13 protein-coding genes and 1 pseudogene are annotated in these 23729 nt (G+C 58.7%); 10 read left to right on the top strand and 4 right to left on the bottom strand.

The window, feature by feature from the left end; genetic code table 11:
• Positions 1-474 precede the first annotated feature (474 nt).
• Both I3J27_RS32900 and I3J27_RS32895 read right to left on the bottom strand, forming a co-directional pair.
• Positions 475-1662 (bottom strand): diaminopropionate ammonia-lyase, encoded by a 1188-nt coding sequence (locus I3J27_RS32900; RefSeq protein ID WP_270163054.1) that lies wholly within the window; start codon positions 1660-1662, stop codon positions 475-477.
• A 143-nt stretch (positions 1663-1805) separates the two neighbouring features.
• On the bottom strand, positions 1806-2084 hold the full coding sequence (locus tag I3J27_RS32895; protein WP_270163053.1) for an AMP-binding protein: 279 nt from the start codon (positions 2082-2084) through the stop codon (positions 1806-1808).
• Between the two features lie 240 nt (positions 2085-2324).
• On the opposite strand from I3J27_RS32895, the gene I3J27_RS32890 reads away from it, so the two are divergent.
• The 8 genes and pseudogenes from I3J27_RS32890 (at position 2325) to I3J27_RS32855 (ending at position 14043) form a co-directional block, all read left to right on the top strand.
• Positions 2325-2996 (top strand): TetR/AcrR family transcriptional regulator, encoded by a 672-nt coding sequence (locus tag I3J27_RS32890; RefSeq protein ID WP_270163052.1) that lies wholly within the window; start codon positions 2325-2327, stop codon positions 2994-2996.
• Positions 2997-3365: 369 nt separating this feature from the next.
• Positions 3366-4529, top strand: coding sequence for an acyl-CoA dehydrogenase family protein (locus tag I3J27_RS32885; RefSeq protein ID WP_270163051.1), 1164 nt, complete (start codon positions 3366-3368; stop codon positions 4527-4529).
• A 117-nt stretch (positions 4530-4646) separates the two neighbouring features.
• A pseudogene (locus tag I3J27_RS32880) lies at positions 4647-5296 on the top strand (SDR family NAD(P)-dependent oxidoreductase).
• Positions 5293-6564 carry an acyl-CoA dehydrogenase family protein gene (locus I3J27_RS32875; RefSeq protein ID WP_270163050.1) on the top strand — a complete coding sequence of 424 codons (1272 nt, stop codon included), beginning with the start codon at positions 5293-5295 and terminating at the stop codon, positions 6562-6564. The pseudogene I3J27_RS32880 and the gene I3J27_RS32875 overlap by 4 nt, the downstream one beginning before the upstream one ends.
• A 993-nt stretch (positions 6565-7557) precedes the next feature.
• Positions 7558-9384, top strand: coding sequence for a glutamine--fructose-6-phosphate transaminase (isomerizing) (glmS, locus tag I3J27_RS32870; protein WP_270163049.1), 1827 nt, complete (start codon positions 7558-7560; stop codon positions 9382-9384).
• Positions 9385-9528: 144 nt separating this feature from the next.
• Positions 9529-9672 (top strand): hypothetical protein, encoded by a 144-nt coding sequence (locus I3J27_RS32865; protein ID WP_270163048.1) that lies wholly within the window; start codon positions 9529-9531, stop codon positions 9670-9672.
• A 1-nt stretch (position 9673) separates the two neighbouring features.
• Positions 9674-10864 (top strand): efflux RND transporter periplasmic adaptor subunit, encoded by a 1191-nt coding sequence (locus I3J27_RS32860; RefSeq protein WP_270163047.1) that lies wholly within the window; start codon positions 9674-9676, stop codon positions 10862-10864.
• A 68-nt stretch (positions 10865-10932) separates the two neighbouring features.
• Positions 10933-14043: a multidrug efflux RND transporter permease subunit gene (locus I3J27_RS32855; protein WP_270163046.1), complete on the top strand. Its 3111-nt coding sequence runs from the start codon at positions 10933-10935 to the stop codon at positions 14041-14043.
• A 259-nt stretch (positions 14044-14302) separates the two neighbouring features.
• Here the strand turns inward: I3J27_RS32855 and speD are convergent, their stop codons facing one another.
• Both speD and I3J27_RS32845 read right to left on the bottom strand, forming a co-directional pair.
• Positions 14303-14695 carry an adenosylmethionine decarboxylase gene (gene speD / locus I3J27_RS32850; RefSeq protein WP_270163045.1) on the bottom strand — a complete coding sequence of 131 codons (393 nt, stop codon included), beginning with the start codon at positions 14693-14695 and terminating at the stop codon, positions 14303-14305.
• Positions 14696-14761: 66 nt separating this feature from the next.
• Positions 14762-14926 carry a hypothetical protein gene (locus tag I3J27_RS32845; protein WP_270163044.1) on the bottom strand — a complete coding sequence of 55 codons (165 nt, stop codon included), beginning with the start codon at positions 14924-14926 and terminating at the stop codon, positions 14762-14764.
• A gap of 470 nt (positions 14927-15396) precedes the next feature.
• Between I3J27_RS32845 and I3J27_RS32840 the strand changes: the two genes are divergently transcribed.
• Both I3J27_RS32840 and I3J27_RS32835 read left to right on the top strand, forming a co-directional pair.
• Positions 15397-21864 (top strand): non-ribosomal peptide synthetase, encoded by a 6468-nt coding sequence (locus I3J27_RS32840; protein ID WP_270163043.1) that lies wholly within the window; start codon positions 15397-15399, stop codon positions 21862-21864.
• Positions 21857-23284, top strand: coding sequence for an MATE family efflux transporter (locus I3J27_RS32835; protein ID WP_270163042.1), 1428 nt, complete (start codon positions 21857-21859; stop codon positions 23282-23284). Before I3J27_RS32840 ends, I3J27_RS32835 begins: the two co-directional genes overlap by 8 nt.
• Positions 23285-23729: the final 445 nt, after the last annotated feature.

Below are 23729 nucleotides of genomic sequence, written 5' to 3'. Positions count from 1 at the left end.
GTGCTTCATCTAAACAATCGATTTTACCTGCTCACGGGAGTGCGGCAAAATTTTAGATGGAGTGTTAGAGTTAAGACATAGCAGTTCGATGACGAACTGCTGCATACAAAGGGTTGGAAAAGCTATACCAAGGTTTGCCGTGCGCGACCCGGCGACCGCCTGCCGCTTCTATATCAGCTACTTGCTTCCGTAGAATCGTGGGGCCCTCCGACTTCGCTTTGGGTTTGGCGCGAAACGCGAGCGGGCGACTGCAGCTATCAACTGTAGCTGCAAACCGGCGAAGGAATCGCGAACCATTCCAGAGTGGAGAATCGTGTTTGAAATCCACATGCAATGGCCGGTGGTTGCAAGGCATGTGAAAAACCGAAAGCCCTGTCTCATCGCGACCGCCGCAGACAGAGCGGTCACGCGCGGCCACTGCAAACCGCATAAACGTCGGACAACTCGGCATGCTATGTGCTCTCCTCCGTCGGTTCAGCCGGTCACGTCCTCGGGGCGAGCGCCCACGAGCTTCTCATAGAGCGCTGGATCAGTGGCGCCCTCGGTATTGATCAGGAAGACACGGGCATTTGAGTCGAGCCCGATCTCCGAACGACACGCTGGATCACCCGCCACCTTTGCCAATCCAGCGAGACCTACTGCGCCACTTTCGCCGGCGACGATCGCCGGATCCCCGTCGACGGGATAGGCAAGCGCCTTCATCATCGTAACCGCCTCGTCGTCCTCGACGGTCATAAAGGCATCGGCAACGCGCGAGAGAATGCGCCAGGCAACAAGTGATGGCTCGTAGCATTCAAGCATCGCCATGACGGTTGGTCTGTCGTGCGGCACCTTCACGATCTGGCCGGCCTTGGCGCTCTCGAGAAGGCAGGCGGCTCGATCCGGCTCCACCACAGTGAAGAAGGGCCTGTCCTTTCCGAATACAAGCGCAAAATGAGCGGCAGTCGCCGCAGCGATGCCGCCGACACCGGCCTGGACAAACACGTGGGTTGGAGGCGTTGGCAGCGCACCAAGAGCCTCACGAAGCAATGCTGTATAACCTTGCATAACGAGGTGAGGGATCCGTTCGTAACCTGGCCAAGATGTGTCGGAGACCACAATCCAGCCCCGTTCGCTGGCGATTTTAGATGCCGACGCAACGGAATCATCGTAGTTGCCCTGAACACGTTCGATACGAGCACCATACCGCGCGATCGCTTGGCAGCGCTCATCACTCACTCCAGCATGAACAAAGACAACGCAGTTTGCGCCCACGAGTTGAGCGCCTTGTGCAACGGATCGGCCGTGGTTGCCGTCCGTGGCGCACGTCAAGGTTATTCCAGCGGCGACTGTGGCGACTTCCGGTGAGCGCCACTCAGAAATGTCGACTGGACGGCCCCATCGTTGCGACGCGAGCCCAAGGACAAGCTGTATGACCGCATAGGCTCCCCCCAGTGCTTTGAAGCTGCCGAGACCCAATCGTTGTCCTTCGTCCTTGACGTGGATGGATCCGACATCCAGACGACGGGCAAGGCCAGGAAGTGAAACCATCGGGGTAGGGGCGGTCCCCTGCCTATGCTGGAGGAAGCGCTCCACTGCCTGGGCAGCCTCGATGCCGAGAGCATCGGCATCGGAGGAATCGAGCGGCAAGCGATAGTCACTGAGCGTATTGCGGAGCAGCATGGCGTTGTGTTGTGTTGACCAAATTCAGCGGCATACATACGACAGGGCATTGGCGAGGCCGCAGACTGGAGCGGTTCATTCCATTCCAGGCGCTTGATGTCAGGCTGCCTTCTCCGACCAATACCGATTACGCAATTCCTGCTTCATGAGCTTGCCTCGACTTCACTGGGGCTCAGCCGATAATTGATAGGCATCAGATACAGGCCGGAGCGCTGAGTGGCCCAGTAGATATCGAAGATCCAAGAGCTGTTGTCAGAGAGTAGGCCCACAACGTCGCCGGGCCGCAAGCCGGCGTCGAAGAGCCAGTTTGCAGCCCGTCGAGACCGATCCTCCAATTCGGCGTATGTCACGATCTCACCGGTTGCCGTCATGATGAGGGCAGGGCGGCCCGGATTTGTTAGTGCGTGGGTGCCCGGATACATCACACATCCCTGAATGTCGCCTTTCCACCGGAGAGGCGAAATTTGGATTTCCAACGGAATTGCCGCGACCGAGCACGCCCCCCTCCACGGGGGTACTGGCTGCATCGACGGGTCGGGCGAGCTCTGCAGCTCCCGGCCCTTGAACTGATTACGATCCGAGCCTAGTCAATAATTGACATTGACGTCATATTACTGGGTTCCGAGCTGGTGGTCAAGCGGCCGCGGTGCTATGGGTGGCAAATGCTGGAGACCGATTCTGCGTTGGAGCCGTTGGCCCCTGCCACCGCGAAGGGGGCAGCGATGCGTCAGCGCCTGCTGAACGCCTCCGCACGCGTATTCGCGCGCAAAGGATACGAGGCCACCCGGGTCCAGGACATCGTCAAGATCGCTCGAACGTCTTACGGCAACTTCTACCGGCACTTTCGAAATAAGGACGAGATTCTGCTCGCCGTGTTGCAACCATTGGTCGACGAGATCTTCGTCGCGAGTAAGCGAAGGTCGGGCCGATCATTGAAGGCAACCGAAGCCGAGTTCGTTGAGAATACGATCGCTTATCTCAAGATCTATGCCCGACATCGCAAGCTGTTGCGCGTCATGCGCGAGGCGGCGGCTCGCGGAGAGAAAGCAACATTCCTTTCTCTCTATGTCACGGAACGTAGCCGCTTCGTAAGGCGCACCGCGACTTGGCTGACTCGCCTTCAGGGATTGGGCGAACTAAGCCGTGAACTCGATCCTGAAATGGCTGCTGAAGTGCTCGGCGCCACGATGGAGCAGGTTGCCTATATGAAATTTGATCTCGCGTCGGAAGATCCAAGCGACGCGGAGATTGAGCACATAGGGTCACACTGCGCAAAGGTCTGGTATCGAGGCGTGTTTGGTGCCGCCAAAGACGATCCTGCGGCTCCCAACTAGCATCCGTTCTGCCATTGATGCGAGCGCGCGTGTCGCAGCCAAACAGGCGTGACGCTGCTCGTTCATGAAATCTGCCCAGTGATCGCGAACAGCGTTCGAGCGCTGACAATCATCAATAAAAAGCCAGGTGGACGGGCCTGGCCCTGCGCTCGATGGAGCCGGCTTGATGTGGCGGCTTGGCAGTAATATGACCTCAACATCACTTTTAGGCGTCGGGGCAGAAGCGCGGAAATTCAGCAGGGAGGAGCCGATCATTTCGGCAGAAAATGTAATGATGCCGGGTACTTCATTGTCCTTCCCTTTAGTGCTTAGCGCAGTCGCGCTCGCTGTCCTGGGCTCGTCTGGGCGAAAAATCGACAGGCGCGCGTCGTGATCCTGACTGAAACGCAAGCCGCTATTCGCGACGAAGTGCGCAAGTTCGCGCAGGCGCGCGTTGCGCCTTTCGCTCGCGACTACGAACAAGCCAAGGAATACCCCGCGCGGTTGTTTGAGGAGCTCGCGAGCCTTGGACTTATGGGAATGACAGCGCCCGAAGCGGCCGGAGGAGCCGGCGCCGACTACGTATCCTATGCACTCTCGCTTGTTGAAGTCGCCCCGGCCGACGGTGCGCTATCTACCATTTTGAGCATTCAAAACAGTCTGGTCGTTTCAGGCTTACTCAAGGACGGCACGCCGGAGCAGCAAGCAAGATTTCTGCCCTCGCTCATCTCTGGCCGAATGATTGGCGCATTCGCACTGACCGAGGCGGGAGCGGGTTCGGATGCCTCCGCATTGAGGACCCGGGCTGTTCGCGTGGGACACGGTTACAATCTAAACGGAGCGAAGCAGTTTATCTCGCCGGGGCGAACTGCCGGCCTTGCGATCGTGTTCGCCGTAACCGATCCTGCTGCAGGCAAGCGCGGCATCTCGGCTTTTCTGGTCCGCACCGACAGTCCTGGCTACAGCGTCGAGAGAATCGAACGCAAGCGGGGGCAGGCCGCATCCGACACCTGTGCCATTCGGTTCGACAACGTTTTCGTCGAAGATGCAATGCGGCTCGGTCCGGAAGGTGCCGGCTACTCCATCGCGCTCTCCAATCTTGAGGCCGGCCGCATCGGCATTGCGGCGCAATGCGTGGGAATGGCACGCGCCGCTCTCGACGCGGCGGTAAAGTACGCTGGCGAGCGAACGAGTTTCGGGTCGCCAATCATCGCGCATCAGGCCGTCGGGTTTCGTCTTGCGGATCTCGCCGCAAGACTGGAGGCCGCTCATCAGCTCGTGTTGCATGCCGCCGCGATGAAGGATGCAGCTCTTCTATGCCTCAAGGAAGCGTCTATGGCGAAGCTCGTCGCCTCCGAAACGGCCGAGGCGGTGGTTTCGGGTTCGCTGCAGACCTTCGGCGGCTACGGCTATCTGGAAGATTTTGCCATCGCGAAGATCTATCGAGATGTGCGCGTCTGTCAGATCTACGAAGGCACATCGGATATCCAGCGAATGGTCATTGCGCGAGACCTCCGAGGGCCGCAGCGCGCGACTAACAACGAAGTGCACTGAGGAGCCTCCATGTCAGATCCAGCCGACATCGCAAGCTACGCAAGTACGCTCATTGGCGGCGGCGAAGCGATGGCGATGGCCATCGAAATTTGAACCTCGAGAAAACGGAAAAGGTGCATGCATATAAAGGGAACAGCCGCAATCGTCACGGGCGGCGCTTCCGGTCTCGGAGGCGTCACGGCCGAGCGACTGGCGGCCGCGGGCGCCAAGGTGACCATCTTAGATCTTAACGCCGAGGGGCGCATCCTGGTCAACTGCGCCGGCCTCGGCCCGCCCGGTAAGGCGATCGATCGAGACGGCAGGGCGCTACCGCTGCGCGACTTCGCCAGGACCATCAACATCAATCTGATTGGCAGCTTCAACATGCTGTCGAAGTTTGCCGCCCGCCTTCATACGGCCGAGCCGCACGGTGAGGAACGGGGCATCATCATCAACACTGCCAGCGTTGCTGCGTTCGATGGCCAGATCGGCCAAGCTGCCTATTCAGCATCGAAGGGCGGAATTGTCGGCATGACGCTGCCTCTTGCGCGTGAGTTCGCGCGCTATGGCATTCGGGTGATGACGATTGCGCAGGCATCTTTCGCAGACCACTGCTGATGTCCCTTCCTGAAGAGGCGCAGACGTCGCTTGGCAAGCAGGTGCCCTTTCCGAGCCGGCTCGGTCATCCGTCCGCATTCGCTTAGATGGTCGAGTCCATCGTCACCAATCCAATGCTCAACGGCGAAACAATCCGCCTCGACGGCGCAATTCGAATGGCACCGAAATGAGCGGGGTTGGCGTGGAGCGTACTCAACAGATTGCCAATCGCGTTGAGCGCTTCGTTCGGGACGTCGTGGTCCCGTTCGAGCGCGATCCCCGCCGTGATCATCATGACCGTCCCAAGGACGAATTGGTCACCGAGTTGCGTGAATTGGCGCGGGCGGCGGGCGTATTGACGCTACACATCCTGCCGACGGGTCGCACCTCGCAGGCGGAAACCGCAATCGTCCTGGCCAAGACAGGCCTATCGCCACTTGGCCCCCTCGCATGCAATACGGCGGCTCCCGACGAAGGCAATATGTACCTTCTGGGCAAAATTGGCTCGCCGGAGATCAAGGAGCGCTTTCTAAAACCGCTCGTCGAGGGGCGCGCTCGGTCCGCCTTCTTCATGACCGAACCGGCCGAAGAAGGGGAAGCTGGCTCCGACCCATCGATGATGACCACGACTTGTCGTCTGGACGGCAATCAGTGGGTTGTGAATGGACGCAAGGCGTTCATCACAGGTGCTCGCGGAGCCAAGGTCGGCATCGTGATGGCAAAGGCCGAGGAGGGCGCCTGCATGTTCCTGGTCGATTTGCCTGATCCAGCAATCACGATCGATCATGTGCCCAACACGATCGACAGTTCCATGCCGGGCGGTCATGCGGTCATAACCATCCGCAATTTGCGCATTCCGGCCGATCAAATGCTCGGGCTGCCGGGTGAGGGATTCAAATACGCGCAGATCCGCCTTTCGCCGGCCAGGTTGTCGCATTGCATGCGCTGGCTAGGCGCTTGCATCCGCGCCAACGAGATCGCGACCAGCTATGCCAACCGCCGGCAGGCGTTCGGCAAGACGCTCGTCGACCACGAGGGAGTTGGCTTCATGCTTACCGACAACCTGATCGACCTCAAACAAGCCGAGTTGATGATCTCCTGGTGTGCGAGCGTCCTGGACGCGGGATCGCTCGGAACAAATGAGAGCTCGATGGCGAAGGTCGCCGTAAGTGAGGCGCTCATGCGGGTCGCGGATCGCTGCGTCCAGGTCATTGGCGGGACGGGTGTGACCAACGAAACCATCGTCGAACAGGTATTCCGCGAGGTTCGCGCATTTCGCATCTACGACGGTCCGACCGAGGTGCATAAATGGTCGTCAGCAAGAGGCTTGGGCGCTGTGGCACAAGACCGTTGCGGAGTTCATCGGGTTGCCTTCCCATCTCATGCTCTTTTGCGGCATGGCTCTGGGTTCCATAGATCGAGAACATCCGATAAATCGTCTGCGTACAGATCGTGCTGATCCATCGGAATTCATGACGATCCGGGGATTTTGATTAGCGAAGCTTCGACATCGAGCGTCCGCAACTGATCCACGGCGTCCCCAGGAAAGCCCGGAAGATCCATTTTGAGCAGTGACCCGATGTACGCCACATAAGAACGCTCAGCACTCTGACGCATGAGCATCTGAGGCGGGCCCGTGCGGGCCGGAGCTGCATAACGCCTTGAGCGCAGCTCGCCATACCAAACCTCTTTGACCAATTCGCGGGCTCGCCCGGCTCGTACAATAATGGAGGCCGGCGGTCTCGAAACCGCGAAGTCGCCAATGGCTACCGGCCGTGAGAAGCATTTTGACAACTATCCATTGTGTAGATGCGGCCCATCAACACAATCGATTTTACCAATCCTATAGGATCCCCCATAAGAAAACGTCCCGGACTGGAGAAAAGCCTTCGGCCAATCAGAATGGTGTTCGATCTTTGCCTAGAGCCGGAGGAATATTTTCGGTGCATGTCGAGCATCAATTCAAGCGCATTTTCAGTCCGGTCACGTGCTTGGGCGGTTACACCGCGCCGGTTGGAAGCGACAGGCGAAGCCCAAGAGGCTGCGTCGTTGTTTGCCAAATTCTCTTGTAGATCGGGCGCTGGACAACATCGAATTGCGTTCGAAATCGAGATCGGCCCTCTGTCGCCAACGTTGGCGGCGAATGTCCTCGCCGCAAATAGACGGTCGGTAGGCCTCCCACTGTCGACGGAAGCTGGGAATGTCTAACGGCGTGTCTCCTCCGAGACTGACTTCTGCCCGGTCACCGAAGGCGGCCGGGCCTCTTTTGCGGGCCGTGTACGAGCGACAGCTTGGAGATGGAAATCATCTATCCAGCTATGCGCTTCACCAAACTCTTGAGAAGTGGGCCGGGCCGTCGTGCTTGGCTCTCAACGCAACCAACGATGATGTCTCAAGAAAAGTGTAGCGGCTTTAAAGGCATTGTTCCTGAAATTGGGGGATATTGATCCGCATGTGTGGGATTGTAGGCATTTTGGGGCGCGCACCTGTTGCGGAGCGGCTAGTCGAAGCGCTCACTCGGCTGGAATATCGCGGCTACGATTCAGCGGGAGTCGCAACGCTCGACGGCAATCATCTTGAGCGCCGACGAGCCGAGGGCAAGCTGAAAAATCTTGAGACCAGCCTACGTCGCAATCCGCTGTCGGGTTACACTGGTATTGGTCATACCCGCTGGGCCACTCATGGCAAGCCTACGGAGTACAACGCGCATCCGCATACGACGGACAATGTTGCGGTCGTCCATAACGGAATCATCGAGAATTTTTGTGAGTTGCGCGCTGAACTTGAGCAGAATGGCGCCAGATTTGTTTCCGACACTGACACCGAGGTGGTGGCGCATCTGGTCGAATCCTATCTGAAGAATTGCTACTCGCCCCAAAAAGCAGTGCAAGAAGCCTTACCGCGACTGAGCGGTACGTTTGCCCTGGTATTCCTGTTCAAGGGGCATTGCGATCTCATGATCGCCGCCCGGAAGGGATCCCCGCTCGCGATCGGCTATGGCAATGACGAGGTGTATATCGGTTCGGATGCCATTGCGCTCGCCCCGTTCACCGACGCCATCACCTATCTTGAAGATGGGGACTGGGCCGTGTTTACCCGCAAGATCGGCGTCATCTACGATTCCAAAGGCGCAGTCGCGCACCGCGAGACGCTGAAATTGGGTGTGTCGTCGTTCCTGGTTGACAAGGCGAATTATAGACACTTTATGGCCAAGGAGATCCATGAGCAGCCGGAGGTGGTCGGACAGACGCTGGCGCGCTATATCGACACGGCCTGCCAACGTGTTGCGCTGCCGGTCAAGCTGCCGTTCGACTTCAGAGAAGTCCGGCGCATCACGATCACTGCTTGCGGCACAGCGAGCTATGCGGGCAGCGTCGCAAAATACTGGTTCGAGCGCTTTGCGCGCGTGCCGGTTGAAGTCGATGTCGCGTCCGAGTTCCGCTACCGCGAATCGACTTTGCAAAGAGGTGATCTCGCGATCTTTGTTTCGCAGTCAGGCGAGACGGCGGATACGCTTGCCGCGCTCCGCTATGCCAAGGCGGAAGGGGCACACACGCTCGCCGTCGTCAACGTACCAACATCGACGATTGCTCGCGAGAGCGAAACCGTGCTGCCGACGCTGGCCGGCCCCGAGATCGGCGTTGCCTCGACCAAAGCCTTTACCTGCCAACTGATAGTGCTAGCCGTGCTTGGAGTCGCGGCCGCCAAGGCGCGCGGCGAACTGTCCGAGGATGAGGAGATCGACTTGGTGCGTGGCTTGGTTGAAATTCCTCGCCTGATGTCGGCAGCGCTCACCACCGAGCCGCAGATCGAGAGGCTTGCGAGCGACATCGCGAAAGCGCGCGACGTCATCTACCTTGGTCGCGGTACGAGCTTCCCGATCGCGCTAGAGGGCGCACTGAAGCTGAAGGAAATCTCCTACATCCATGCAGAGGGGTATGCTGCGGGCGAGCTCAAGCACGGGCCGATTGCGCTGATCGACGAGACTGTGCCAGTCGTGGTGATCGCACCGCGTGATCGTCTATTCGAGAAGACGGTCTCGAACATGCAGGAGGTGGCAGCGCGCGGCGGCAACATTGTCCTCATGACCGATGCCAAGGGCGCTGAAGAGGCGACACTGGATACGTTCGCCACCATCGTGCTGCCGGACATGCCGGCCGCCTTCACGCCGATGGTCTACGCGATCCCCGTGCAACTGCTCGCCTACCACACGGCCATCGTGATGGGCACTGATGTCGACCAGCCGCGGAATCTCGCCAAATCCGTGACCGTCGAATAGGGAGCCGGTCGATCGCTTCCGGTCCTCAAACTGGCCTAGACAATCATGTCTGAGCATTCACGTCTGGCCAGCCCGCTGAGGCTGGGCTGTAAATACGCCAGCGTCTCCCGCTCGCGACCTCGCCAAAAAGGGTGACAATGGATTATGAAGCAGTTTTCAAGCATCGACGAAGTCATGTTCTCCGATCTGATTCAGAACGTGACTGATGCGGACTTCACGACGCCGCAATTGCTTCGCATCTGGGCCACGCTTCGGCGCCCGGGGCAGGCGATTGCAGGATGTTCATGACATGAACATCGCGGCTGAACACGAGATTTCGGGCGAACCCATTGATAAAGCGCCCAAGCGCGCGGTCCGGCCGGTGCTCTGGTTCATCATCGTCGGCGTGCTGCTGGGCGCGCTGGTCGGTGGCCTCGTCTGGTTCAATTACTTTCGTGGCCAGATGATCAAGCAGTTCTTCGCCAACAACAAGCCGCCGCCGACCTCGGTCAGCGCAGCCGAAGCGAAGTCGGAGGTGGTGCCGAACCTGCTGACCGCGGTCGGCAGCCTCGTTGCCGTACACCAGGTCGACGTCAGCGCCGACGTCAACGGCCGCGTCACCGAGATCAAGTTCGAACCGGGCGCTCATGTCGAGGCCGGCATGCCGCTTGTGCAGCTGTTCGACGCGCCGGATCAGGGCGATCTTGCCAACTACAAGGCGCAGGCGACCGTTGCGCAGCTTTCGCTCGATCGCGCCAAGCAACTGGCTTCGCGCCAGTTCGGTCCGCAAGCGACCGTCGATTCCGCGCAGGCCGCTTACGACCAGGCGTTGGCCGGCATCGCCAAGACCGAAGCGCTGATCTCGCAGAAGCTGGTGCGCGCGCCGTTCTCGGGCGATCTCGGCGTCCGCAAGGTCGAGGTCGGACAGTATCTCACGGCAGGCACCGCGATCGTCTCGCTGACCGATCTGTCGGAGCTGTGGGCGAACTTCACGGTGACGGAAAAGGATTCGGGCAACCTCAAGGTCGGCCAGTCAGTCCGGCTGAAGGTCGACGCCTATCCGGCCCGCACCTTCGACGCAAAGATCACCACGATCGAGCCGCAGATCGCGACCGACACCCGTAACATCCGGGTGCAGGCGACGGTCGCGAATCCGGAGAAGATCCTGAAGCCCGGCATGTTCGTGACCACCACGGTGGTGTTGCCGGACAAGCCGGCGGTGGTCTCCGTTCCGGAGACAGCCGTCGACTACACGCTCTACGGCGACTCGGTGTTCCTGATCACCGAGAAGAAGGAAGAGGACGGCAAGACCGGCCTGAGCGCGGTGCTCACCTTCGTGCAGACCGGCAACCGGGTCGATGGTCGCGCTGAAATCGTCAAAGGCCTGAAGCCGGGCGACAAGGTTGTCGCCGTCGGCCAGCTCAAGCTGCAATCGGGCTCGGCCGTGTCGATTTCGACCGACCCGGCCCCGCAGATCCAGGCGAAGCCGCCGCGCCACTGACAATGCACTCGCGTGATCCGGTCTGACCGGATCACGTTCTTAAAACAAAAGAGATCGAGTTCGCCGCGATGACCTTTACCGATATCTTCATCAAACGCCCGGTCCTGTCGGTCGTCGTCAGTCTGCTGATCCTGCTGATCGGCCTGCGCGCGGCGATGGTACTGCCGATCCGGCAGTATCCGAAACTGTCGAACACGGTCATCAATATCACGACCGTCTATCCCGGTGCGTCTGCAGACCTGGTCCAGGGCTTCATCACGACGCCCATCGAGCAGGCGGTCGCTTCCGCCGAGGGCGTCGACTACGTTACCTCGTCCTCGGTGCTCGGCACGTCGACGATCCAGGTCTACATCAAGCTGAACTTTGACCCGAACCAGGGGCTCACCGAGGTGCTCGCCAAGGTGAATTCGGTCAAATATCTGATCCCGAAGGAATCCAACGATCCGGTCGTCACCAAGACCACCGGCCAGACCACGGCCGTGATGTATCTGGGCTTCTCCTCTGAGGAGCTGTCGGGCTCGGCAATCTCGGACTATTTGACGCGCGTCGTGCAGCCGGTGCTGTCGACCGTCGATGGCGTGGCGTCCGCCGATATCCTGGGCGGCCAGACCTTTGCGATGCGGTTGTGGCTTGACCCGATGAAGATGGCCGGCCACAACGTGTCCCCGGCTGATGTCGCGGCCGCGATCACCGCCAACAACTTCCAGTCTGCGGCCGGCCAGACCAAGGGATACCTCATCCTCTCGAACATCACGACGAACACAGGCCTGACCGACGTCAACGAGTTCAGGAAGTTGATCGTCAAGGCCAAGGACGGCGGCTTCGTGCGGATGGAGGACATCGCCACCGCCGAGCTTGCAGCCCAGAGCACGGATGCGAGCGTAGCCTTTAACGGCGAGCACGCGATCTTCATCGGCGTGAACGCAACGCCGCAGGGCAACCCGCTGACTCTTGTGAACGGTGTGCGTGCGCTGTTCCCCGAGCTCGAGCGCAATCTGCCACCGTCGATGAAGATGAAGGTCGCCTACGACTCGACCAAGTTCATTCAGTCCTCGATCGATGAGGTCGAGAAGACGCTGGGCGAAGCCATCATCATCGTCATCGTGGTGATCTTCCTGTTCCTGGGCTCGTTCCGCTCGGTGATCATCCCGGTCGTCACCATCCCGCTGTCGATGATCGGCGTCTGTACCCTGATGCTGGCGCTCGGCTTCAGCTTCAACCTGCTGACGCTGCTCGCGATGGTGCTGGCGATCGGCCTCGTGGTCGACGACGCCATCGTGGTGGTGGAGAACATCCACCGCCATCTGGAGGAGGGCAAGACACCGGTGCAAGCGTCGCTGCAAGGCGCGCGCGAAATCATCGGTCCGGTCGTCTCGATGACCATCACGCTAGCCGCCGTGTATGCGCCGATCGGCTTCCTCGGCGGTCTCACCGGTTCGCTGTTTCGCGAATTCGCCTTCACGCTGGCAGGCTCGGTGATCGTGTCCGGCGTCATCGCGCTGACGCTGTCGCCGATGATGTGCTCGGGGCTGCTGAAAAACACGGAGGAGGGCCGGTTTGCAAAACTGGTCAACAAGGTGTTCGGCGCCGTCACGCGCTGGTATGGCCGCAGGCTCGACCGCTCGCTCGACTATAAGGCCATTACCGGGCTGGTCGCGGTGACGATCCTTGGGCTCGTCGGGTTCCTCTACATGCACACCTCGAAAGAGCTCGCGCCCGAGGAAGACCAAGGTATCGTGTTCGCGGTGATCAAGGCGCCGAAATATGCCAACATCGACTATCTCGATTTCTATGGCGACAAGCTCGACAAGAAATTGCAAGGCTTTCCTGAGACCGATCTGCGCTTCGCGCTGAACGGCATCAACGGTCCCCAGAGCGGTATCGCCGGCATGTTGCTGAAGCCGTGGGATGAACGGAAGCGCTCTTCGATCCAGTTGGTTCCGCTGGTTCAGGCCGAGCTCAGCAAGATCGAGGGCGTCCAGGCGTTCGCCTTCAACCTGCCGCCGCTGCCCGGTGGACCCGGCGGCCTGCCGGTGCAGATGGTGATCAATTCGACCGCGGGCTTCCAGGCCGTCTATGAGCAGATGGAGAAGCTGAAGGGCGCCGCGCGCAAGAGCGGCATGTTCATCGTCACCGATAGCGATCTCGCCTTCAACCAGCCGACCGTGAAGGTGAACGTCGACCGCGCCAAGGCCCAGGATCTCGGCATCAACATGCAGAACATCGGCAGCGCGCTCGCGATCCTGGGCGGCGGCAATTACATCAATCGCTTCAACCTGGAGGGCCGTTCCTATCAGGTGATCCCACAGGTACCACGCAGCCAGCGGCTCTCGCCGGAAGCGCTCGGCAATTACTACGTGGCGACCAGCACCGGCCAACAAGTGCCGCTATCGACGGTGGTGTCGATCGAAACGTCGACCGCTCCGAATTCATTGACCCACTACAACCAGCTTGACTCGGCGACCTTCTCGGCCGTGCCGATGCCCGGCGTAACCGTCGGCCAGGCCGTCGACTTCCTTGAAGGTGAAGCCAAGAAGCTGCCGCAGGGCTTCAGCCACGACTACCTTGCCGACTCCCGGCAATACGTGCAGGAAGGCAACCAGCTCGCCGTCACCTTCAGCTTCGCGCTGATCATCATCTTCCTGGTGCTGGCGGCACAGTTCGAGAGCCTGCGCGACCCGTTGGTCATCATGATCTCGGTGCCGATGGCGATTGTCGGTGCGTTGATCCCGCTGTTCTTCGGCGCAGCAACCATGAACATCTACACGCAGGTGGGTCTGTTGACCCTGGTCGGCCTGATCACCAAGCACGGCATCCTGATGGTGGAGTTCGCCAACGAGCTCCAGCTCAACGAACGGCTTGACCGCCGCTCGGCGATCGAGATGGCGGCTCGCATCCGACTGCGGCCGATCCTGATGACGACGGCCGCGATGGTCACCGGCCTGATCCCGCTTCTGACCGCGACCGGCGCCGGGGCGGCCAGCCGCTTCTCGATCGGGCTCGTGGTTGTCGCTGGCATGTCGATCGGCACGCTGTTCACCCTGTTCGTGCTGCCGGCGGTCTATGTGGTGCTCGCGGCCGACCACCGTCCCCCAGGCCAGATCCGTGCGGAACAAGCAGCTCGAAGAGCTGAGTCTCGGCTCGAAGGCGATGCGGCTGACCTGAGGGCGCTCGATTGAAGATCCAAAACGGCAATGGCCATTGCCAAGGCGCATCCGCGCCGAAGCAAGTGCTAGTTGTGGCAGAGGGGCGCTACCATTGGGCAGGCTTGCGCCATAAGTCCGTGCAATCTTTAATGATGGTCGATATTGACGGCCAACAAATAAGCATACGTCAGCAACCCCCGCGGTCGAGTTTTGATGCTAGAGTTAGTCCAAGATATTTTTTCGATTGAGGCAGCGAGCTCGATGCCCTCACCCGAGGGATCGACCATCTGCTTCAACTGGTTGGCTTGATTGACACACCTCTCCGGAAGCTGCGAACGTCCGACCGTTCAGGCTGAAAGGCCTCAACTAGTACTGGCACGGCGCTCGCAGGATTGCTGTCGCCACATACGAAAACATCAACGGCCGCGTAGGACCTCTCAGGCCAAGTATGTAAGGTCATGTGCGATTCAGCCAACAACGCTATTGCCGAGACGCCGTTGCCCGGACAAAACTTATGAACATGGAGGTGGAGTAATGTCGCACTCGCCGCATGGATGGCTTTTCGGATGGCGTCTTCCGCAAGGTCCGGATCGTCGAGGTTTTTCGCTCCCCATAGCTCGATGAGCATATGCGTCGCACCGGTTGAAAGAGCCGGTGGTACTTCCTCTTCGTTATCAATAATCATTAAGCAATCTCCGTTGAATTGACGGCTCAATAAGAAGAGCTGTTCGGGATCTAGGTGACGAGGTGATCAGCCCGCGTGTTTTGCCGGTACGTGAATGACCTCAAAACCGCCGTCGAATCCGACAACTGCGATGACCTTAGGCAACTGATTTGTGCCTTTGAGCCGACGCCGAGTCCTTGATGTGGCGATCAGCTGCTCGAGCACCATCGGCTTGGCGGTGATTGGCGACAAGATGTCCCTCGTCCGCCTTTGAGCGCTTGACGACTGCCCTCCAGCGGCTGTGGAAACGACGCTGGTCTCGTGGAAACGGTAACATGTGTTTGCATTGGATCTTGCACAATCGATGTTACCGCTTGAGTGCCATAGGAATCCGCAGCCCTGCGAGGGCCAAGTCCGCTTTCATGAGGAGAGCACCAAACCAAAGTCCAGGCGCCCGTTGGTTGCGGGTGCCATGCGGACTCACGCGTGTCGACTACAAGATCCGGTAGGTGCCAACGCCAATTTGGGGCCCTAGGCTGCGGCCGCGTTCCCCTGACGATCATCGAGGTAACAGTAGTGAACGCAAAGCACGGGAAGCTAAGAAACGGACAAACCGGCACACTATGACCGGCCGATACCGGGGGCTACGCGCTGCATACCCTCAATCAGGATCGTCGGTGTTCTGATTAAGGGCCCCAGAAGGCGACGGATGGGGGACGCGTATGCCTAGCCGAGATCTATCCAAAAAAAATCAGTTTGTGGAACGTCAACCGATCGAGGCGATCACGGCGATCGATCGCCTTGCGAGATCGGATCCGGAGAGAATTGCGCTGCGAAGCGGCGCAGACGAACTCACCTACGAGGCGCTGCGACTAAGATCGGATGCCCTCGCAAGGAGGCTACGAGAGCATGGCGCTCGGGGCGCGGTCATCGGATATTGGGGGGAGCGCGGCTTCGACTGGGCGACGGCGGTGGTCGCAATTTTGAAGGCCGGATCAACGTACTTGCCGCTCGATCCATCCTTACCGGATTCACGTACGTCGTTCATAATTGAGCAGAGCCGCTGTGCTCTGATTATTGGCCCCGACCAGCAGCATTCGCTCAGCCTGTTCCGGTCGAGCAGCAAAGGCTCCACCCAATTCATGCCGATAGAGGCGGCGCTGCGTGAGGGCCAGCCTTCGTCGTTCGTGCCATCATCGAGCGCGGATGAACTCGCCTATATTCTGTTTACGTCTGGTTCGACGGGCCAGCCCAAGGGCGCAATGATTGCGCATGCAGCCTTAAACAATCATTTGACGGCAAAAATTGATGCCCTGGCCCTCACTCGGACGGATTGCATCGCGCAGACGGCATCGCATTGCTTTGACATCTCGCTGTGGCAACTTCTGTCAGGGCTTTGCGTCGGAGCCAGTATCGCGATCATTGATGATGCGACACTGAAATCGCCAGTATCTCTTCTTAAAGCAATTCAAGGGCACAGCGTGACGGTTGCTCAATTCGTCCCGTCAATGCTTGCAGTATTTGTTGAATATCTGCAGCCCCTTGCGGCGGCTGAGAGAGCCCTGGAAAGTTTGCGGATTATCTCTACGGTTGGAGAACCGCTGACACCCGGACTGGCGCGCGCATGGCTTGCCTTATATCCGCAGGTCCCCATTCTCAACCACTACGGGCCGACCGAGTGCGCCGACGGCGTTACGCACAATCTGGTTTCAGTACCGCCCGCGGTGGCTGACACTTATGTGCCGATCGGCAAGCCGATTGCGAACCTTGAGGTCTATGTCACCGATGGATCTCGTCTGTGCGACACGGGAGAGGTCGGCGACATCTGTGTGAGCGGCGTGGGTGTCGCGGCTGGTTACGTCAACGACGATGTTCGCACCAAGGATGCCTTTGGGCCAAACCCGTTCTCCAACAACCCGGGGTTCCGGCGCCTATACAGGACAGGTGATCTCGGGCGCGTCCGTTCCGATGGTCTCTTGGAATGCCTCGGTCGACGGGACCGTCAGGTCAAAATCCGTGGGCACAGAATTGAGCTGGGAGAGATCGAGGCCCGCCTCTGTGCCCATCATTCGGTACATGGCGCTGTCGCGGTCGCCTCCGTCTGCGCAGGCGTAAAACTTATGGCGCGAGACATAACAAGCGCGGAGCGGGAAACTGGATCGAGACAGCTAATCGCGTATGTGTCGGCTCCGGCTGAAGTGACGGAAACCGAGCTTAAGAACTTTGTTGCCGAAACGCTTCCGACCTACATGCTCCCGGAAAGGATCATCCACGTCGGCTGTATTCCGCGGACCAGAAACGGAAAAGTCGATTTTGGCGCATTGCCGGACCCGACCAGTGTTCGTCCTTTATTGCCGACGCCGTTCGAGGGGCCGCGAACAGAGCTCGAAGCCAAGCTGTGGCAAATTTGGGCAGGCGTTCTGCGCATTGAGAACATTGGCGTGAATGATCAGTTCATAAGCCTCGGCGGCGACTCGCTCCGAGCAATGCTCATATTGGGTCAATTGCAGACCCAGCTCGGAGTGAGAACGGATTTCAGGCTGGTCCTGAATGGAACTGTACGGTCTCTTGCGGCTTCGATCGCGTCCCGAGTCGAATCCAAACCGTGCACAGCCCCCGCGTACGGAAAGCTTGCGCGAGCACCTCTAACGCGAGTTCAGGAACACCTATGGTTTCTTTCCCAGCTCGATCCGTCTGCCAGGAACTACATCATTCAAGGCGGCCTGCGAATAAGAGGCTTCATCGATCTGGTCGCATTCAACCGTGCCTGGACCGATGTCGTTCATTTCCATCAGGCACTTTCTGCGCGCTTTATCGACGAGGATCGTCCGGTTCAGCTTTTTGATGATCCGCAATGCGCAAATCTTGGTTTGACTGATGCATCTCATCTCACGGCACAGCAAGCCGAGGAGCTGATCGCAGAGTTACGGCAAACAGAGCTGAGCGGTAGCTTTGATCTCAGCCAAGGTCATCTGTTTCGCGCGCGCATGATCCGTTTTCGCCCTGACCACCATCTGATACTGATCACCGCTCACGAAATTATTATCGATGCTTGGTCCATCTCTGTTCTGCTCAGAGACCTTCGACAAAGATACCTGGATGCCGCGGCGTCCATGCCAAAGGACCGCGCCTCGCTTTCGACCTACGCGGTCTGGGAAAAACAGCACGCGACCCCAGAGACGCTGGCCAACCAACGCAGCTATTGGCGCCGTCAGATTGGTGATGATCCGCCGGTGCTTTCGCTTGGAACAGGACAAGCGCGACCGCGGACGAAGTCTCACCGCGGCGCCTCGCATGCGGAGCTGCTCGGCAGCGAGCTCTCCAATCAGGTACGGGAGTTTGCGCGCCAACATAGATGCACAACGTCGACAACGCTCCTTGCGTGCTTCAAGCTGCTGCTACGGATGTACAGCGGTCAGGACGATATAATCGTCGGCATACCGCAAGTCGTACGGGATCAACCCGGCAGTGCCGACATTGTCGGCTTTTTCCTGAATATGCTGCCAATCCGTTCCGCGATCGATGTCGGTCAGTCCTTTGCGGTTCATGCCTTGCGCGTCCAGGGCCTGGTCAGCGATGCCATCGCAAATTCGGCATACCCGTTCGGTTGGATGGTAAGGGATAGCCGGCTATATCGCGAAGCGGAACGATCGCCGATCTTCCGGGTCATGTTCAACATGTACTCCGAGGCCGCGGAGCCACCGGATCAGCATGAGTGCAATCTGACATTCCGCGAATACGACACCGGCTATGTAAAATTCGATCTGACCTTGTACGCACAAGATCAGGGCGATGAAATCGCTCTCCAGCTAGCATATGCCGAAGACATCCTCTCCAGAGATCTCATCGTCCGTATGGCTGATAATATGCGCTGTCTGATTGCGGCCTGCGTTGAGAATCCACTTGCGCCCGTTAAGGATCTGAGCTGTCTCAGCGGGGCGGATGTCGTTATGCTGGACTCGCTGCACGGCTCGGCGCAGTCATACGCGACTGAATGTCCACTGGTCGAAGCGTTCGAGCAAATCGGCGCCTCTCATCGCAGCCAAGTGGCATATTTTGGTGATTTCGGTGAGATCACATTCGGCGATCTGCGTGAGCGCGTAACAGCAATCAGGTCCTTACTGGAGGCGTCTGAGGTGGGGGCTGGCGACAGGGTCGCCATGCTGGTCGACCGGTCGCCTGACGTCGCCGCTGTTATTCTTGCGGCACGAGCCTTGCAATCCATCGTTGTCCCCATATCGCCGGATTATCCGCGTGATCGGATGGACCATATCCTGCGAGATAGTCGGGCAAAGGTTTTGGTTCACGCAAGTACCACTGACCTTGGTTTTGACCTGCCGTCGATTTGCCTGTTGACCCTAGAAGGGTGCGGCACGCTCGCGCACGAGTCTGAGTGCGGCGACAAACCATCAGATCAGGGAATTGCGAGCCTTATATACACGTCGTCCTCGACCGGGAGGGCGAAGGGGGTTCTCATACCGGAGTCGGCAATTCTTAATCGACTGAACTGGATGTGGCGAACCGCTCCGTTCGAGCGCACCGACGTGATGGTTGTCCAGAAGTCCGCATCACTCGTTGCGTCCGCTTGGGAATACTTCGGTGGACTTCTAAGAGGTGTGCCTGCGCTGATCCTGACCCGTAGGCAGTTGCTGGATCCAGATCTGCTGTTGAGCACGTTGGCGGAACGTCGCGCGACACACTTATTTGCCTCGCCGCCACTCCTGAGCGGCCTCGTTGCCTCCCAAGAGCGGCAGCCAAGATCCACTTCCTTGCGGTTCGTCACAAGCAGCGCTGAAGCGATGTCATCTTCGCTCCCAGTTCGCTGGCGTACGCACTTCCCGGACGTGCCGTTGTGGAACTTCTATGGTGCCACGGAATGTGCGTCCAACGCCGCAGTCTACAAAACGTCGGATGCCGACGACGGCGTGTCGCTCGTCCCCGTTGGGCGCCCAATCGATAACGTCAAACTCTACGTGCTCGATGCCGCGTTGAAGAGAGTCCCTGTCGGAGCCGCCGGTGAGCTCTGCATCGCGGGGCGCTGCGTAAGCGCTGGGTACTGGAGGGATCAAGAGCGGACAACACGTTGCTTCGTGCCAAATCCTTATGGTGACGGACAGTACAGCGTCCTTTATCGAAGCGGCGATATTGCCCGCATCTCAACCAGGGGCCTTCTCGAGATTTGCGGCCGATCGGACAATCAGATCAAGGTACGGGGGCATCGGATTGAGCTGGAGGAGGTGGAAAAGGCTCTTGAGTCTCATCCCGCAATCACAAAGGCCGCGGTCGCTGCAGATGGCATGGACGGCGATCGTCGTTTGATCGCCAGCGTGATCCCCGCGCGCGACAGTCTAAGCTCGGAAGAGATTGTCGCCCATCTTAAGCACTCATTGCCATCCTACATGACTCCCGCCGCCTTCCGTTTTGTTGACAATATCCCCCTCACGACAAGCGGAAAGATAGATCGTGCGGGCTTGTCGTCCGTTCCTTACCGCGAGGTCGGACCTGCTCCATCTGTCGAGCCCCGCACGAGGAAGGAGCGTATTCTTGCTGGGATCTGGCAGGATCTATTGGACGTCGAGCGGGTCGGAATTGATCAGGTCTTCTTTGATATCGGTGGAGATTCTCTTCTAAGCGTGCGCTGCGTCACGTTGGCGCGCAAAGCCGGGCTGAATCTTACTGTTGACCGACTCTATCGAACGCCGACAATTAGGGAATTGGCGGCAGATGGAGCGACGGTTGCACTCCATACCGCCCCTTCCGTGGACGGGTCGTTGCCGGTTACCCCCGCAATCGCATCTTGGAAGCCTCTTGTCGGCTTCGATGAGCACTACAACATAGGCGATCTGTTCTTCCTGCCCGGCGGGATGCTGGATATCCGGCTGCTGGAGCGCGCCCTTGCTCATGTCATGGATAGGCACGAAGGCCTCAGGCTCCGTATCGCCCGAACCGACGATGGTCTACGTCTGACGATCGCAGCTTCCGTGGCCGAACGTCTCGTGGAGGAGATCAATCTTGGCGGATTGACCAGCCTGCGGCAGCGTAAGGCAATCGAGAGCATCTCAGCAAGACGTCAACATATGTTTCGTTTTGACGGCCAGACGCCTCTTGTTAACGTCACGGTGTTCCGCACATCGGAAAGCGGCGATTACTATCTTCTGGTCTTGATGCATCATTTTGTAGCGGACGGGATAGGCTATCGACTGTTCCTTGAAGCATTGGATGCGGCCTACGACGCTCTTGGCTCAGGCCACGCCGTAAGCGGCCCCGAGACCATGCAAATGCTCTCTCCATGGTTGAAGCGCCTTGAGCAGTACGCGAACAGCGAGGCGCCAGCCGAACTCGAATACTGGGAGAGGATCGACTACGATCGGTTCAATTTACATGTCAGCCCCACGTCGGCGGGTAGCGCGAGCTTTTCGCAAGTGACCGCGAGAGAGCTTCACTATGCACGCCTTGAAGGTCGAGCGGATGACGCGAATTGCCGGGTCCTTTGGGAAGATCAGGCCAAGCATCATCTGGAGATTGGCAAAGAAGCGACAGCTGATCTGCTCAATATTACAGCCAGATCGACGCATTGTAAGGACATCGACGTATTTCTTGCCGCGATATCCGGCGCCTGTGGGCGTGTTTTCGGCAACTATTCGCTCTGGATTGATAGCCTTACCTCGACCCGAGGTCGGCTGTTTGAAGATATCGATCCATCGCAGATCATTGGCCATATCAGCGAGCTCGTTCCGCTTTCCTTGAGTCTCGCCGGAACGGAGGCTCGTCCCGATCGTGCTCGTTCAATAAACCGCCAGCGCAATGCCCTGCCGCGCAGCGGAGTAGGATTTCGGGTTTTGAAATTTGTAAACCGAGATCCAGCCGTGCGGAGCCGGATCGATCGTCTGCCCTTACCTAAAATCGGACTGAATTATCGAGCGGGTTTGCAGCACCATTTTCCGCGCCGCCTCCTAGCCCAGGACCCGTCTCCAATCTGGATCGGCGAAGACATGGATGAAGCCGCCGCGAGCCACCTCTTCTGGTTCGACGTCGGATATCAAGCCGGCCGTCTACAGATTGAAACAAGGTATGATCCAACCCAGATCGGTTATGAGGTGACCCATAATCTTTGCACGGTGTTGCAACAGGAGCTGTTGCTGACGATCAGCGAATTCGGAAGAGCCGGCGACACCGTCATCCATGAATGAGCCGGATGCGGAAGTAGCGGTCGAGTGCGATCGAGATGTGATGGCAAAGAAGAAGCAGAACATCGATCTATCGGATCCCAATCTGGCGAGCCTTATCCTGCGGCTCGCAATTCCGTCTATTGTTGGCCTATCGATCAACGCGGTACAGCAGGCCGTCAATGCGATCTTTGTTGGTGCACTTGGTGCGCAGGCGATCGCAGCTGTCAGCATGACCTTGCCCGTCGTGGTCCTGCTGACGGCAGTCGGTCAGGGAATCGGTGTTGGAACAGCCTCGTTCATATCTCGCCATCTTGGTGCTGGTGAGTACCTGGAGGCAAGTAGGGGCGCGAGTACCGCGCTGGCCCTGGCCGCTCCGATTGGTATCATGTTTACGGTTCTCTTACTGCTAAACTTGCGACGGATCTTCGTAACGCTCGGGGCAACTCCAACCATCATGCCCGTGGCGCTCGACTATGCGGCGACGCTATTGTTCGGGTACACCCTGATGCTTCTAAACATCGTCAACGGCTTCATCGTTAGAGCCGAGGGCAACACACGTTTCAGCATGTGGACGATGCTTACCGCCTTCATACTGAACGCGGTGCTCGATCCGGCCTTCATCTTCTTACTCAACCTCGGTGTGCGAGGCGCAGCCCTCGCAACGCTGGTATCTCAGATCGCTGCCATTAGCCTCTACATTGCGCATTTTGCGAAGCTAGGCGGGATAGTCCTCGTCAAGATTTCTTACGTCTCATTGCAAACAAGTCGCATCAGACAGATCGCGTTCATAGGTGCGCCAGCCACCATGACCGGCATTTTGTCTGCCACTGCCTCCATGCTCCTGTACGGAGCTGCTGCGCCGTTCGGAGACGACTGCATCGCGGCCATGGGAATAGCTGTGCGATTGCTGACGATCGGCGCACTGCCTGTCACCGGCTTTTGTATGGGCTCTCAAGCTGTCCTGGGTTTCGGTTGGGGCGCACGCGATCTTCCCCGCGTATGGAAGGCCGCAAAGCTCATGCTGTCCATAACTGTCGCGCTCTCGGTTGCGTATTCCGCGGCCGTTGTGAGTTTTGCCCGACCTTTGGTCAAACTGTTCAGCGATAACGAGAACGTCACTGAAATTGCCGTCTTGTCCTGTATCGTTTTCCATCTCTTTTTTTGGCTTTTTGGTATTGAGAGTTTCGTGACGACGATGCTTCAGTCGTTCGGGAGAGCACGCCTCAGTGTGATCGTATCCTTGGCGAGGCACGGGTATTTCTTCATACCGGCCATACTGGTGTTGCCGGTCATATCGGGTTTCAACGGACTGTTGGCCAGTCAAGCAATCGCTGAGCTGGGTGCTGGAATGATTGCAATCATTGTCATGTTCCAGCAGTTTGCGGAGCTCAAACGAGCGCTCCGGTACGCTACTTCAAGACCGATCGATATCGCGGGTTGACCTGACAATGGACATCATTGCGGACCGGAGCATTGAGCCTACAGAACTGTGGAGGTGGTGCTCTCCAAGAAGTGACGCACGTAGTGTGCAAGAGCCATGCAGCTATGGTGGTAGTTTTCGGCCTGTTCACTTGTGGTGCTCGTGCGGCTGGGCTTCTAGGGTTGTGTCCGGAACGCGGCTCTTCGCTCATCGCCCGCTCCATATTGCCTTCCACGAAGCGGCCCTTGGTCCGCTACGCGGTTGAACCGCTCACGCCAACACTCGCGGCGATCTCCTCGTCGCCCGGCTCGGCATCAGCGGCCAGCAGAACCTGTACACGTGAACAAGGTCCATCAGGCCATCACCTCGGGGTCGAGCTCGGAAGACGAGGTGTGGCTACATCTCGAAATGAAATGGAGACCGAGCACGGGGTGATCTGAGTCTGAGGCGTCGGCGAAGACAGCGT

The organism is Bradyrhizobium xenonodulans (genome assembly GCF_027594865.1).
GTDB classification, from domain to species: Bacteria; Pseudomonadota; Alphaproteobacteria; order Rhizobiales; family Xanthobacteraceae; genus Bradyrhizobium; species Bradyrhizobium xenonodulans.
Note: the sequence above shows the minus strand (reverse complement) of the source record. Positions and strands in the feature narration are given on the sequence as shown.

What these genes read in the sequence shown, in the direction of transcription:
- I3J27_RS32900 (WP_270163054.1), bottom strand. Translation starts at nt 1,662, where the DNA reads ATGCTGCTCCGCAATACGCTCAGTGACTATCGCTTGCCGCTCGATTCC.
- I3J27_RS32895 (WP_270163053.1), bottom strand. Translation starts at nt 2,084, where the DNA reads ATGTATCCGGGCACCCACGCACTAACAAATCCGGGCCGCCCTGCCCTC.
- I3J27_RS32890 (WP_270163052.1), top strand. Translation starts at nt 2,325, where the DNA reads ATGCTGGAGACCGATTCTGCGTTGGAGCCGTTGGCCCCTGCCACCGCG.
- I3J27_RS32875 (WP_270163050.1), top strand. Translation starts at nt 5,293, where the DNA reads ATGAGCGGGGTTGGCGTGGAGCGTACTCAACAGATTGCCAATCGCGTT.
- glmS (WP_270163049.1), top strand. Translation starts at nt 7,558, where the DNA reads ATGTGTGGGATTGTAGGCATTTTGGGGCGCGCACCTGTTGCGGAGCGG.
- I3J27_RS32865 (WP_270163048.1), top strand. Translation starts at nt 9,529, where the DNA reads ATGAAGCAGTTTTCAAGCATCGACGAAGTCATGTTCTCCGATCTGATT.
- I3J27_RS32860 (WP_270163047.1), top strand. Translation starts at nt 9,674, where the DNA reads ATGAACATCGCGGCTGAACACGAGATTTCGGGCGAACCCATTGATAAA.
- I3J27_RS32855 (WP_270163046.1), top strand. Translation starts at nt 10,933, where the DNA reads ATGACCTTTACCGATATCTTCATCAAACGCCCGGTCCTGTCGGTCGTC.
- speD (WP_270163045.1), bottom strand. Translation starts at nt 14,695, where the DNA reads ATGATTATTGATAACGAAGAGGAAGTACCACCGGCTCTTTCAACCGGT.
- I3J27_RS32840 (WP_270163043.1), top strand. Translation starts at nt 15,397, where the DNA reads ATGCCTAGCCGAGATCTATCCAAAAAAAATCAGTTTGTGGAACGTCAA.
- I3J27_RS32835 (WP_270163042.1), top strand. Translation starts at nt 21,857, where the DNA reads ATGAATGAGCCGGATGCGGAAGTAGCGGTCGAGTGCGATCGAGATGTG.